Raw genomic sequence first — 15,769 nt, 5'->3', positions numbered from 1 at the left:
CTTATTATGAAGGTAACTACATGGTTAATGTTTGGTTTGCTTTGGCAAGTTTCAGCAGCAGGCTATTCACAACAAAAGCAATTAACACATACTTTCAAAAATGCATCATTGAAAGAGGTGTTTCAAATTATTGAGAATAAATCAGACTACTCATTTGTTTATAAGGATGAATTGGTTGATGAAAATTCATCTGTCGTGAACGAAAGCTTTCAGAAAGCTGAAGTTGGCCTGATTCTGAATACCATACTTAAGGATGAAAGTTTGGAATACAGAATGGTTGGTGATGTTATTCTTATTGTTGCCAAACCGGAAATCAATGAGGAATTCCAGGAAGAGGCCTATGAACTGAAAGGAATCGTTAGAGATAAGAGTGGAGAGCCGCTTCCCGGAGTAAACGTTTATGAGAAGAGTAATCCGCAAAACGGAGTGATTACAGGGATAGATGGCAGTTATACAATAAGCGTTAGTTCTTCAGATGTTGTATTAACTTATTCATTTATTGGTTTTGAAGATCAGGAAGTGAATGTTGGGGGAAGATCGGTAATAAATGTGACGTTAGTTGAAGAATTTACCGATTTAGATGAGGTTGTTGTTGTAGGGTATCAGAATAAGCAGAAAGCAAATCTGACGGGAGCCGTCGCGACGATAAGTGCAAAGCAACTGGAAAACAGACCAACACAAAAATTAAGTAACCTGTTAGTGGCAGCTGCACCCGGTTTGCATGTTAGTTATACTAATCAAGGGCGAGTTGGAGGAGGAGATGCCAGTTTCAACATTGGTGGTGCAGCTTCAAAGTTTACAGGAGAGCCTTTATTGGTTGTTGATGGAGTAGCATTCGAAGATATTGATGCACTTGACTATATTAATGCTAATGATGTTGAAAGTATTTCGGTGCTAAAGGATGCTGAGGCAGTAATTTATGGTTCAAGAGCAGCTGGAGGTGTAATTGTAATTACTACAAAACGAGGAAATAAACCAAGGGTTGATGCAAGTATAAGTACTAACCTTACTATTCCGAGATGGTACAGCAGAAAAGAAGATCAATGGACATTTTTTAAGACCATGGAGAATGCGTGGATAGATCAGGGTGATGCGCCAACGTTTAACTTCGCAAAAGTATTTAAGTTCATGGAAGATAATAATATCCAACATGAAGATATTTTTAGAAATGATTTTAAATATGAAATTACTGACGGAGCGCAATTTGGAGATGCTGAGTATTTAGCCTTTGCTCATTATGACTGGTATGATCTGATGTATGATACTGCAATCCGAAATAATTACGATGTGTCAATGTCAGGTTCTACTGAAAATACCAATTATTACCTGTCTTTGGGAATGGTTGATGAAAATGGTATGCTCAACTATGGCACTAACGAAGCAAAAACCTATTACTCAAGGTTAAAATATGAGTATAACCACAAGAATTATTTAACAGTTGGTGTTAACTTAGGTTTACGATACCAAAAGTTAACAGAACCAACATATTTAGATGATGTTCAAAGGTGGGCTTCGTTGCAGCACACTTATTTTATTCCAACAACAAAAACAGGTAATTATGCCACTACATTTGCCAAATGGATGAGCCCAATCGGACTTGCTGTTGAAGGTGGCGATAATCATATCGACAGATATAACGTAAGTCCTACATTTCATGCTGAGTTAAAACCATTTCGGAATTTGTCAATTAAGGCAAATATTACTAAAAACTTTGATCTGACTCAGAACAGAAGTTTGGCATTATCGGTGCCACATTATAACGGCAATGACAAATTAACCCATTATAATATTGTACAGAATAACACTCAGGTTAGAGCTTCGAAACGGCTAAATGACTCATTTGTTGGTAACCTTCTGGCTTCGTATAATGTTAGTATTAAGGATGAACACACCATTAGGGCCATGGCGGGTATATCGCACGAGGAATTTGGTTTTGATCGTGTAACAGCATGGCGAAATAACCTGATAAGTACAGAATTACACTCCTTAAACATGGGAGATACCGAATTTATGTATAATAGTGAAGATCAATGGGAGTACGCTCTTAAATCTTACTTTGGAAACTTGAGTTATACATTCCGCGATAAATATGTTGTTGAAGGTAATATTCGTCATGATGGTTCGTCGCGTTTTAATGAAGGACGAAAATGGGATACTTTCTATGGGGGAGGTGCAGCCTGGAATATTAGTGAAGAACAATTTTTTCAGAACCTGGAAATTGGATTCATTGATTTTGTGAAATTAAGAGGTTCATGGGGACAACTTGGTAACCAAAAAAGTATTGGCTATTATGAATACCTTGCAACAATTAACATTAATCAGTCTAATGCAGTGTTAGGAAGTCCGGGTTCATACCATGAACCACAAAAGGCTTCAAGTTCAGGTTTTCCTGCTTTGGATCTGTCGTGGGAAATAGCGGAAAAAACAAATTTTGGAATTGATGTAACTGCTTTAAATAAACGACTGAATATAAGTGCAAACAAATTTATAACCCGTACCAATAACATGTTCTATAATGAGCAATTTCCTGAAATTTTGGGAGCTACACCTCCAAGAATTAATGGTGCTAAAATGAAAGTTAACGGATGGGATTTCCAGATTAAATGGCAAGATCAGTTAGGAGCTGATTTTAGGTATTTTATTAATGCAAGTGTATTTGATTCGAAATCGCGCATTGTAGAGCTTCCAGATAGCAGAGTCATTGGTTTAGGTGTCAATGATTTCGTTGAAGGTGAAATTTATAAAAGTGTTTATGGCTTTAAGTATGATGGAATTATTCAGAATGAAGAGGAGTTGGCAGCTTATAATGATGCTTTAGAAGGAAGTATTACACCTTATTTACGAGTTGGAGATGCCCGATTTAAGGATATGGACGGAGATGGAGTTTTGGAGCCATTTGCTTATAAAACCGAAAATGGTGAACCAACTGCAGATTCAGGGGATCTTGTGCGTATAGGCGATACAATGCCACATTACATGTACAATATTAATTTTGGATTTAGTTGGAAAGGGTTAGATTTTAGTATGCTATTAGATGGTATTGGCAAGCTATACGTTTGGGATGGTGTAACTGGAGAATATGATGCACCTTGGAGGCAACCGTTGGATCATTATTATGGAAAAACATGGACAGAAGATAAGCCCTATGCTTTCTATCCAAAATTGCATATACGTGGTGGTTCTGTTACTGGTGGTCAGATTAACGGGCATAACTTTAGATGGAGTGATGCTCCATATAAGAGATTGAGTAATGCGTTTCTTGCTATCAAAAATGTAAAAGTTGGTTATCAGTTGCCCACAAGCTGGGCAAATAAGATTAAGACGGAACGCTTATATGTATATGCCAGTGGTACAGATTTAGGATTTTTAATTAACAATATGCCAAGTAAGAGTTTTTATCCATATTCTGGTTTTAATACTAATGTTATGCCAGTTCCAAGTATCGTGGCATTCGGTTTAGATATTAACTTTTAAAATAAGAGACATGAAAAGTAAATATTTATATATATTAATTAGTGCTATTGTCATTTCAATAACTGGGTGTGAGCGGGATCTAGAACTCTATCCTCTCACACAGTTGAGTTTAGGTAGTTTCTTTAAAAATGAGGCCGATTTTAAAATGTATACAAATCGCTTTTATGAGTTTTTGCCGGCTCATGGAGCAATTCATCGAGATGAAGATGCAGATATAACATTTAATTCCTCTGCTGTTAGTAATGGTACATATATTCCTGGCCCTACGTCGAGTTTTTATAATGGTTCCTATGATCAAATAAGAGCTATTAATGAACTTCTTGAAGCAGTTGAAAAAGTTGAAGATGAGAGTTTGAAAGAAAGTGTACAGGTTTACAAGGGTGAAGCTTTATTTTTTCGTGCGTATAAATATTGGCTGTTATATCGCGATTATGGAGGAGTCATTATCGTTGATCGTCCTTTGGGTGTAGAGGATGAGTTACTATATTCAGCTCGCAACACTAGAGAAGAAGTAACAGATTTTATATTAAACGATTTGGACGAAGCTTTAAAAACACCAGTTGGAACATTGTCAGGTCCTGAAAATGTGGGTCGTATTTCAAGGGAAGCTGTTTTAGCACTTAAAGCCAGAGTTGCTTTATTTGAAGGTACATGGGCTAAATACCATGGAACGGGAGCGGATTACAATAATTACTTACAACAGGCTATTGACGCTTCGGAGCAAATTCTCGATGAAGATAAGTACGAACTGTTTGATCGTCGCGATGTACTGGGAGAAGAGAGTTATAGGTATTATTTTACTTTAGAATATGATAGAAAGTCTAACCCGGCTGGCTTAACAAAGGCTGATCAAAATGAAACAATATTAGCAACTATATTTGATCAGACACTGCGCAGTTATTCCGGGATGGTTGTTATGCAGTGGCCAAGATTATCACCTACTCGTAAGATGATGGATATGTATCTTGATGAAAGTGGTCTGCCGATAGCACACGCAAGTTCTGTTTTTGAAGGCTATCAGACGGTAATTAGTGATGATAAAATGGTAGGTGTTAATCACGAATTCGAAAAAAGAGATCCAAGAATGCGCTTAAATACCATACAACCTTTGCAACATTTTTGGTACCATGTGCCATATCAGAGAGATTTTACTGAAACAGATGAAGAGTTACTTGGTACAGGCCAGTTTCATAATGGCTGGAACTCCCAGTCAAGAACCGGCTATGGTGTTTGGAAATGGTGTACTGAAATAGCTAAACCCTATGCAAATGACTATCCTATTATACGTTTGGCTGAGGTCATGTTGATATACGCTGAGGCAACATTCGAAAAGAATGGTGCAATTTCAGACGAAGAGTTAAATAAGTCTATAAATAAACTACGATTAAGGGTTGGTATGCCTGTTTTAAACAACCAGTTTATTACAGATAATGGTTTGGATATGTTATCTGAAATCAGAAGAGAAAGAGCTGTTGAGTTATTTGCAGAAGGTTTCAGGTATGATGATATCCGACGATGGAAAATTGCTGATGATGTGATGGCCAAAGATGTCAAAGGTATGAAGTGGGGCGGAACGATTTTCGAGGATACTTACGAAATTTTTGATCCTGCCGTTGAGCAACAGGTGGTTGAAATTGATAATCGTAATGCCCATTCATATGAATTAGATGGTGATGGGTTTGTTATTGTTGAAGCAGCCGCAATTAGAAATTGGGAAGCTAAGCATTATTTAAAGCCACTGCCACTTCAGGAGTTACAAGTGAATGAAAACTTAAAACAAAATCCGGGCTGGATATCAGTTGTCACCGAATAGGAACAATTTTTTAATTAGAAGAAGGTGTCCGAAAACAAGAAATTATAAAAGGAACTATAGTTAGTAACATTTAATAGCTTTAACACCTCACGTGGCCTTCTCCTTGAAGGAGAGAATATGAGAAAGCACAATAACTAACAGGTTTTATGCGAGGTAGATATATACCAATCTGCATAATTCCTTCTCATGAAGGAAAAAGGTTAGGATGAGGTGATTAAGTTATAGATTATAAGTATGATGGCCATCTACTTTAGTTTTCGGACACCCTCTTTTAAAGGTGACATTTAAATAGAAAAATAATTGCACCTATAATTTTCGATTAATTTATTATATCCTTCGACCTATATAATAGATCATAATAAGATGGATTTGTATCCATTCACCATGCAAAAGGCATCGCATTTTATACGAACATTGAATTCCACTTACTATTTGATTCTTAATTACTAACCTGATCAAATGTTGTTGGAACATAGATAACAACAGAGGTCAGAAAATAAAATTGAAACAAATCTCTAATTCTTTTAATTAAACCTGGAAAAATGAAAAAAACATTACTATTATTATCATTACTGTTAATTGGTATTAGCTTTTATGGGCAAAGTATATATGAAGATACCGGTCAAATGTCATTTAGATTTGAAGAAGGCTCTAATTATATTCAGGATTGGAATCCTGCTAATGTAGCAGATAATGAATGGAGAAAAAGTAGAATTCCCCTTGCCGATAGATTTATTTATACGCCGTCGCAAATTGATCCTTCCTTGAGTAATTATCGAAAGTATATTTTATGGGGAATGCTGCCATTTCATACAAGAACCGCTGACAATTTTAAGTTGAATGTGACTCATATGCCACAATATCGAGATATTCATGCATTATGGGTTTCAGGTGGTGGATTCTTAGAATTACCTTCTCCTTCAATGGTAGATGGGTACCATAAAAATGGAGTAAAAGTGACGGCAAATATCACTTTTGCAGATGGCACGAGGGATTATGAAAATAGATGGAAATCTGTATTTACGAAAGATGGTAATGGTAAATTTATTCATCCTGCAAAAATTGTTGAAATATGTAAATATTATGGCTTAGATGGATTATCGATAAATTTTGAAGTGAATTCAATGTCTTCGGCTGTAGATATAACTGCCAGTACATGTATTGAATGGATGCAGGCTATTCTTGAAGAGGCTGAAACACAAGGAATGCCCGACTTCGAGTTAATTAAATATTGGGTTTGGTATGACAGTGGAACCAGGAGTTGGTACATTAAAGGGATCGACTCAAGCTGTGATGACTGGTTACATTATAACAATAAGAAAACATCTACAGCTGCATTTCTAAATTATGAATGGAATAGCAGCGGCTGTAGTACCTCTACGAACCATCTACCAACTTTGGGAAGAAGCACATATGATAATTTTGTTGGGGTATCATTTTATGGAGATAAAACCTGGGATTTTGCTGCTGCTAAGTCATACCCCGTGAGCTGGGGATTTTGGGGAGAACCATTTTTGAAATCCAATGAAGATCCTTTTGTTATGCCCGCTAATCCATCAGATGTTGACGAAGAATTGCATAGAATTGATCAGTACATTCGATTGTTTAGTGGTCCTACTAGTAATCCTAAAAATGCATCGAATGCATATGCAACATATACACCTGCAAAGTTTGGTGCAGCAGATGTATTCCCGGCAAAATCAGTAATCCAGAGTTTACCATTTAATACATACTTTAATACCGGTAGTGGTGTTGGATTTTATTCTGATGGTATCAAAATTCATGATAATCAATGGAGTGACTATGGAGTTTCTGATATTATGCCGACCTGGTATTGGTATTGGAAAACCGGAGGCACAGGATTAGAAGCATCTTTGGATTTTTATGATGCTTATTATGGAGGTAGCTCCATTAAAGTTGAAGGTTCAATACCATCAGGTAACAATGAATTAAGGCTTTATAAAACAAAGTTAGCTGTTGATGGAACAACTAAACTTTATTTAACTTACAAGGTTTCCGAATCGGCTAATGTGAATAGTAATTTAGATGTGACACTGCAATTTGAGAATGGCTCTTCGTTATCAACAACCAGTTTTATGCCGGTTGGTATAGCTACCACAGCGGGGTGGAATACCAAAGAAATTGATTTATCTTCATATAGTGGTCAAACCTTAGCGGTTGTTGGTATAAATATTAGCGGTAGCAGTAGTAATTATCAGCTTAATTTAGGTAATCTGCGTATAACAAATGGTAATGTTGCCGCACCTTCAGCACCCGTAAATGTTGAAGTAACGGACATCTTATCGAGTCAGGATCAATATAGTGTTGTTTTGAATTGGGAATTGCCCAATGCACCTGCATACAACAATGAAGCGAATGTTGATTATTTTGAGATATATCAGGTTGATACAAGTACAGGAGAGAAGCAGTTGATTGGAAGGTCTGTCCATCGAGGTTTTGTTGGAACTAATATCCCAAAGATGACTGGCGTTGATAAAGTAGTGTTTACCGTTGCAAGTGTTGCTGCTGATGGTACTACAAAAGCTTTCAGTAATAACTTTGCCCCAGTATCGGGTGATTTTAGTGTCAGTAAGCGATATGTTGCAACAGGAGCAACTGTTGATTTAACGGCTATTACCGACGACGCATCATCATATGGATGGACTATTGAAGGACCGGAAAATCAGGTTTTAACAGGCCAAAATGTAAGTGTAACTTTAAATACTGCAGGTTTCTATAATATTACTTCAAATGTTGTTATTAATGGTCAGACGTTTTCCACCAAAAAGTACGGTGTTATTCAAATGATTGATAATTTTTCTGATTTGGATGGAAATTTATCAGGAACACTAACAGCATCTAATCAATCAATTTTGGAAGGAGAAACAGTTAATTTTGATTATACAATTGATAATCCAAGTATTACATTTAAGAAAGCAATTGCATTAACATCTAACGATAGAATAGGAGTAAGCAAAAGTGTTCTCGGTTCTTCTAATTCGTGGACCATCAGCTTTTGGCATAATATCGATGCTTTTTATAATGGTACTTGTCAATTAATTCGGAATAGAAATTTATCTAATGGATCAGATGATTGGATTCTTACACTATCAAATGTTGGAACTTTAAAATTGGGTGCAGACACCTTACTTGCTCCTAAAAATATCACAGCCGGAGAATGGAATATGTACACATTGTCCTATTCAGCAGGTGTTGTAAAGTTTTATTTGAATGGAACTAAAGTAACTGAGAAAAATATTGCGCTTTCTGTAACTAATGATCCCACTGGATATTTGTATCTGAAGAATGCGCCTTACGCGTCTAAATTGGATGAAATTCAGGTTTATAATCGTGCATTGACAGATGCAGAAGTAAATGCCTTAAATGTTCAAATTCAATCTCCTGCAAATGGATTGGTATTCTACGCCAGTTGTGACGAAACTTTGGACAACATTGTTAATAATACGGATTTACTTTATCAGGCAAATGGCACGGCTATTACCAATCCTCCTTATGTGAATGGCACACCATGGTTCTTTACTATTGGCGGCGATTACAGTTATGATTGGATATTTGAAGGAGGAAATCCGGCCACCAGTACTCAGCAATCACCTTCGGTGTTTTACCAGGATGCTGGTGTATATGATGTGTCCCTGACTATTTCGGATGGAGTTAATAGTGTTTCTATCAATCAACCTGAATACATTGATGTGGTAGAAAATAACAACATAATTCCTGTAAAAATGGAAGTGGGGACAGTCACTGTATCTGATACATGGCAAACAGTTACATTGGATAGTACCTATGCAAGTATGGTTGTAGTTACCACACCGACTTATGCAAGTCTTAATGATGATCCGGCTGTTATTCGCATTAGAAATGCGCAAGGGAATTCATTTGAGATCAAGGCGCAAAAGGCAGGTTCAGGAACTTTAAACAGAACAGTAAACACTCAATATATTGTAGCAGAAGAAGGCCATTATACAGAAGAGGCCAATGGTATAAAGATGGAGGCAGTTAAAGCTACAAGCACTAAGTGTTACTATAAGTGGGCATCCAATACATTTATTGAAGCAAGAGTGTTTAATAATACCTATGTGCAACCTGTGGTGGTGGGACAGGTAATGAGTTATAATGATACCCGCTGGTCTGCATTTTATTCATGCGATGCTTCCAGAAATCCAGTTACAGGCACATCTTTTTATGCAGGTAAACATGTGGGAGAAGATCCTGTCACTACGCGTAACAATGAAACAATTGGTTATATAGTGTTTGAAGAAGGAATTGGTGAAGTTGGTAATTTTGACTACGTAGCTGTTAACGATGGACCTATCCAGTCCTATGCAAAATACTCTTCTTATAATACGATTCAGTTGCCTGCAAATAATTTGTCGGGAACATTGTATGGCGTATCTTCAATGGACGGTATGGTATACAGTAACCTTGCTTGGACAAACTGGTGGGGCACTAATGCGCTTTCCACAACTTCAGTTAACGTATCCCTGGATGAAGATGTGATTGCAGATACTGAAAGAATACACGGTGATGAAAAAGTTTCGATTGTGTTATTCTCTGAAAAATCATCTCAGTTAAAGGCTGGTTACACAGCAGATATCAATTCAAGAGTCGTATCAGGTATGGTATCTGTTTTTCCTAATCCATGCCAGTCTGAATTGCATGTGGAAGGAGTAGAAGAAGATACTCAATACTCGTTATATAGTATTACCGGTACCTTTGTTAAAACAGGCAAAATTTATAATGAAAGAATTAATATGAGTGACATTCAAACAGGTATGTACATGTTAAAAATAAACGAGCATGTTTTTAGAATCGTTAAAAAGTAGATTCTAAAAAGATTAACAGTTTAATGCTTTATATCGGTTATTGTCAGTTATTTGTGACAATAACCGATTTGCATATGATAAACCTGATCAAAAACAATTTAATTAGTGAATTAATTAACTTAATAAATAAAAGATGAAAACGATAAACGTATTAATACTTGCTTTGATTGTTTTATTGGCAGCATGTAAAACCAGACAAGAGAAGTTAGATGTTGATGGTATTCTTTATTCGCAAATTGGATATGACAAGCCTGGGCAGAAAAGGGTGGTTATAAGGGATAGTGTGGCTAATGCTCTTCATCCGAAAGCCAGGTATGAACTAATTGGTGAAAACAATCAGGTTGTTTTTGCTTCAGAGATTAAGTACTGGGGGGAGAAATGGAATAATCATTGGTGGATAGCCGATTTCAGTCAAGTTAAGGACGAAGGAAAATACAGGGTTAGAATTATCAGTGATAATCAGATTGCTCATACCGATACATTTAAAATTGGTAAAAACCTGCTATGGAATGAAACCTGGAAGACAATGGCTATAACCCAATTGCAGAAACGAATAGAATTACGTGACTTAAATGCTGGGATTCACGGACCAGAACATGCAGAAGGCGGTGGTTGGCAGGATTGTGGAGGATACCTGAGAGAAGTAAATAGCCATGCAACCATGTTGGTAGGTTTATTTGATTTGCTCGAGCAGAGTCACAACAGAATAAACTCTATTGACCAGCAGGAACTAAGACGACAAATCATAATCGGACTTGACTATATTGCATATTGTCAGGATAAGGCCAACGATTTAGGTTATGGAAAAGGAGCTGTCATTCATCATTGGCCTAAGCATACCAATGTAATTACAGGAGATGTGGCAAAAAGTGCTTTAGTATTTGCAAAAGGAGCTAAAATATTAAAACTATCGCATTCTGAAAAGGCAGAGGAATACCTGGCACGTGCTATACAGGCATTTAGTTGGTTAGATGAGAATGGACCAAACCATCACTGTGGAGGTACAAACTTTAGCGGAAAAGTGGAGCCAAACGATGGATTTGATAATAGAACGCATGGAGCACCAATAGATTTTATTCGTCCGGTTGAATGGATGACGCGTGATCTGGTCATGATGACCTATGCTGCTGTTGAATTATGGTATTGTCAGCAATATGAATATAAGGACAAAGCAAAGTACTATGCACAAGAAGTTTTAAAACGTCAAATTACAAAGGATGAGGCAGAGGGAGGATTGTTTGGCCACTTTAGATTGTATGAAAGCTGTGATTTTAGTGAAAAAGCATTCACCCATCATAGCATGGCATATGATGCAGGTACAACATTTCCGCATTATATCGTTCCATTGATTGAGATGGTAAAAATATGGCCGGAAGATAAAATGGCTGTGGAGCTTAGGGAGGCAATCACTAATTTTTCTAATGGTTATTTATATCCAGCATGTACTGATAATCCGTTTAACCTGTTACCAGTTGGTTATTACAAAAGCGAAGGCTTACTTGTTTTTAGTGGATTATGGCACGGCATGAATGGCTCTTATGGCTCCATTGCAGCCCTTTTATATGATTTAGCAGATTTTCTGGAAGATGATAAGTTTGAAGATATAGCGACTAGTAATTTACAATGGGTGGCAGGCTTAAACAGTGGATTGTTAGAAGATGGTAAATACAAACCCAAAAGTATGATCTATGGCATAGGTAAGGAGTTTGCAGGAAGTTGGACAAAAATACCGGGTACAGTCTGTAATGGGTTTGATGCTGATGCCCAGTTTAGAATAAAAACTCCAAAACTGGAAACTGATGGTCCAAATGTTTTTACTGATGAAGGATGGATAACACATTCAGGTGGATGGTTAAGTGCTATAAGCAGGCGACAAGAGTTTACAATAGTTCTGCCAGAATAGAAAATGGGATGATTGATACTTTTTTTCGAATTGAATATAGGGCATTCCAATAGTTAGGTGTACTTAAAACGGATGGTTACAAATGGGAAGAACCATCCGTCATAAATCAACCAGGATTATATTTCAAAGATTCCATAAATACTATGTGAAAGTTAGAGATTAATAGCATCAAAATATTGGTTTCAAATTTGAAAATTTAACTCTTGATATTCTATATTGGTGTAATTATCTGATAAATAAGGATGTAAGCGAAAGTGGATAGGGTATTGTAAGAAAAATAGCTACTTGTTTGGAGCTACCGAAAAGGAAGAAGTGGGATAGAAATTATGCTGGTATTGATTTTTTTTGCATTTTTGGCTAAAACGATTAAGCAAGATTGTAAGGATAATATATTCTTGTTAAGGAAATCGTGTTAAGTGTGAGTTTTGCATATTAAATGAAGCATAAATAAAAATGGGGATGATTATTAGAATTAAAGCAATATTGGTATTGTTATTCATTTTATCGTTGAACTCTTTTTCGCAGGATGTTCAATTAAAAATTGAAAAAGAAAAATATAACCCTGTAGTCAAGGTGGGAGCAGAAACATATATGTCCGTTCCTGACGATGGGCTTTGGTCAATTGCAACAGAATGGAAAGAGCAGTGGCCAACTAATTGGCATCATGCCAGTCCTTCAGAATACATAAAGTCAGGTGATTGGCACATTGTAAGTGGAGAATTAACATTGCCAGAAGGTAAATTTTTACTGAGAGATGCCTACAGGCCTGAAGGTAACCGTATTAAATGTATCAGACGCTTTGAATGGAAGGGAAAGAAAGCATTGGAAACAGCTACTTTATCGGTTCGTTGGAAGGTTGATACGCAAAAGCCAGAAGCATTTCTGCCGGGTATCTTATATTATGGCAATCCTTCAGGTGAGAAGAATGGTGTTAATAAAGTACCGGTCTATCATGGCGAGGCTGGTGAGAAAGCTATTTTTGAAGAGCACCGTTTCACAATGCCTTTTTCCAGTTTTGAATGGAAGAATGGAAGTGACTATAAGGGTGCAGCACTGCATACTAAACCAAGTCAGGTGTATGGTGGTAATCACTTCGATCAGTGGTGGTCATTGGGAGTACAGTCATTTGATCAACACTCTGAATTAGTGATGTTATCGGGACCAATTACATATAATGGACAGCCAAGTGTTGCCAAAGCTTTACAATATAAGCCTCTGCCATATGGCGATACGTATACGAAGATTGAACCGGGCGCAATTATCGAAAAAACCTTTTATTTAGAGGCGTACGATGTAGAAACAAAAGGAAGTGGTTTTCAAACACCATTATACACATCCATTGATATTTTCAAGCCATTTTATGTAGAGGATTTTCCATCGTATGATGAAATTATAAAAGACAAATACCGCTTTACCAAAGCGCGTTACCTTGATGAACCGGAATATTCAGGATTTAATATGTATCCAGCCCATAGAACTCCTAATATTGTGTTGGGTTGGGCTGGTCAGTCAGAAGCGCCCATTTATGCCTTACAGGTATTGCAGGAACGTTTGGATGATAATGAGATTCCTGAGATGGTACAAAAGTCTGCAGATCATATCTGTACTTCTGAATTCACAGAAACCGGATTTAGTGTTATTTACGATACCAAATCAAAAAAATGGTCACGTACAGATCCGGTTTCTGAAGGGCAAGCCATGAATAGTATTGCTTTAGCTATTAAGTACGGTAGAAAAAATAAAACTGTTGTTACTGATAAGTGGGAAGATTTCCTCAAGAAAGCCTGTGACCTACATTTAACACGCATAAACAATGCAGATTGGAATCCACGAAACACCGCAGAGGCTTTTTATATATCACCGTTTCTCATTGCTTCAAAAATCTTTAAAAATAAGGAGTATGAGCGAACGGCTTTAAAGATTGCTGATTATTATGCAGAACGTCATCTTGATATGGAAGAGCCATATTGGGGTGGAACACTGGATGCTACATGTGAAGACAAGGAAGGTGCCTGGGGGGCATTTCAGGGCTTTATGACTGCCTATGAATATACTAAGGAAAATAAATACCTGAAGTATGCCAAGCATGCGGGTGATGTTGTACTCAGTTATACAGTTGTATGGGATATTCCTTTCAATGCAGGCCGTTTGGGAGATCATGCCTTGAAAACCCGTGGTTGGACTAATGTTTCGGCACAAAATCAACATCTTGATGTATACGGAGTTTTGGAAACACCGATGTTATATAGACTGGGACAATATACCAATAATGAAGCATTGAAAAGATTAGCCGTGACAATGTATCGAAGTTGTGGGCAAATGATTGATCCATTTGGTTCGCAAGGAGAACAATTGCAACAAACGAACTTTGCACAACATGGAGATATGAGTAATGTCTACAAGCTTCGAGGTGGCTATTCAGAAGGATGGACTGTGTATTGGATTACGGCACATTTTTTACATGCTGCAGCCCAATTTACAGAAATGGGAGTCGATTTGGATAAATTATAAATAGAATAGGCGAATCTTTGTTTTTCATTGATTCGCTAAATTTTTCACCAAGTGTGCAAACGATTGTATTGAAAAATAAAAATCAAAGAAATGATAAGGTTTAGTTTTTTGTGGCTGATGTTAATAGCTTGTATTGGAGTAAATGCCAATGAACAACGATTTAGTACAGCCGGCTTTTATACTATTGAAAATACCGGACGAACTGCGCAGTCTTTTAACCCGGGATGGAAATTTAAAAAGGGAGAGATAGTGAAGCCAATTGATATCAATTATGATGATAGTGATTGGGAAATTGTTAATCTGCCACATGGATTAGAAAATCAACCTGTGGAAGCCAGTGGTTGTGTGAATTACCAGGGAATAGCATGGTATCGGAAAAAGTTTGATGGTGCAAAGATTGACAAAAGTAAGAAGCAGTTTCTGCATTTCGAAGCCATTATGGGTAATTCAGAAATATACTTAAATGGGGAATTACTTAAAAAACAATATGGGGGATATCTGCCTGTAATTGTTGATATCACTGAAACAATCGACTATAATGGGGTTAATGTTTTGGCTGTCAAAGCAGATAATAGTAATGATCCTGTTGTGCCACCCGGAAAAGAACAGAAAGTACTGGATTTTACGTACTCAGGTGGTATTTATCGTGATTGTTGGTTGATTTCTCACAATCATACCTTTATTACAGATCCAAATTATGAAGATCAGGTTGCAGGTGGCGGAATGGTTATCAGTTCATCTGATGTTTCAAAATCGATGGCAATACTAAGTGTTAAGCTGAATCTGAAGAATGAACAGAAAAGAGCATTCACCGGTAATATTACCTGGCGGCTGAAAGAGCCTGAAACTGGCAGGATTGCTAAAGAAGTTACAAAACCAGTCCATATAAACTCTGGTATTTATTTACATGAAGAATTATCTCTTAAAATCTCAGAGCCAATTCTCTGGTCACCAGAACAACCGAATTTGTATGATTTGGAAGTGTATGTGAAAAACAAGAAAAATCAGGTGATTGATGGTTACAAAAAACGTGTTGGTATCCGCTCAATTGAATTTAAAGGAGATGAAGGATTATTCATTAATGGAGAGCATTATAGGAAGAAGCTGATTGGAGGTAATCGCCATCAGGATTTTGCTGTAGTAGGTAATGCGCTATCTAATTCATTACATTGGCGTGATGCTAAAAAGCTGCGTGATGTAGGGATGAAGATCATTCGCAATGCG

6 protein-coding genes are annotated in these 15,769 nt (G+C 37.0%); all 6 read left to right on the top strand.

What is annotated here, in order from left to right:
- The first annotated feature begins 6 nt into the window (after positions 1-6).
- A complete protein-coding gene (locus AC4MRQ_RS14960; protein WP_491198496.1) occupies positions 7-3,474 on the top strand; it encodes a SusC/RagA family TonB-linked outer membrane protein in 3,468 nt (1,155 codons plus the stop codon).
- Positions 3,475-3,484: 10 nt separating this feature from the next.
- Positions 3,485-5,287, top strand: a complete 1,803-nt coding sequence (locus AC4MRQ_RS14955; RefSeq protein ID WP_491198495.1) for a RagB/SusD family nutrient uptake outer membrane protein — start codon at positions 3,485-3,487, stop codon at positions 5,285-5,287.
- A 542-nt stretch (positions 5,288-5,829) separates the two neighbouring features.
- Positions 5,830-10,131 carry an endo-beta-N-acetylglucosaminidase gene (locus AC4MRQ_RS14950; RefSeq protein ID WP_491198494.1) on the top strand — a complete coding sequence of 1,434 codons (4,302 nt, stop codon included), beginning with the start codon at positions 5,830-5,832 and terminating at the stop codon, positions 10,129-10,131.
- 133 nt (positions 10,132-10,264) lie between these two features.
- Entirely contained in the window at positions 10,265-12,034 is a 1,770-nt protein-coding gene (locus AC4MRQ_RS14945; RefSeq protein ID WP_491198493.1) for a glycoside hydrolase family 9 protein, read from the top strand.
- Between the two features lie 459 nt (positions 12,035-12,493).
- Positions 12,494-14,545 (top strand): hypothetical protein, encoded by a 2,052-nt coding sequence (locus tag AC4MRQ_RS14940; protein WP_491198492.1) that lies wholly within the window; start codon positions 12,494-12,496, stop codon positions 14,543-14,545.
- A 90-nt stretch (positions 14,546-14,635) separates the two neighbouring features.
- Positions 14,636-15,769: glycoside hydrolase family 2 protein (locus AC4MRQ_RS14935; RefSeq protein WP_491198491.1), on the top strand; the 1,134-nt coding region annotated here is incomplete at its 3' end.

This window comes from Carboxylicivirga sp. (assembly GCF_982718395.1).
Note: the sequence above shows the minus strand (reverse complement) of the source record. Positions and strands in the feature narration are given on the sequence as shown.

Bases quoted from the DNA above. Each gene is read 5' to 3' on its own strand.
- AC4MRQ_RS14960 (WP_491198496.1), top strand. From the start codon at position 7: ATGAAGGTAACTACATGGTTAATGTTTGGTTTGCTTTGGCAAGTTTCA.
- AC4MRQ_RS14955 (WP_491198495.1), top strand. From the start codon at position 3,485: ATGAAAAGTAAATATTTATATATATTAATTAGTGCTATTGTCATTTCA.
- AC4MRQ_RS14950 (WP_491198494.1), top strand. From the start codon at position 5,830: ATGAAAAAAACATTACTATTATTATCATTACTGTTAATTGGTATTAGC.
- AC4MRQ_RS14945 (WP_491198493.1), top strand. From the start codon at position 10,265: ATGAAAACGATAAACGTATTAATACTTGCTTTGATTGTTTTATTGGCA.
- AC4MRQ_RS14940 (WP_491198492.1), top strand. From the start codon at position 12,494: ATGATTATTAGAATTAAAGCAATATTGGTATTGTTATTCATTTTATCG.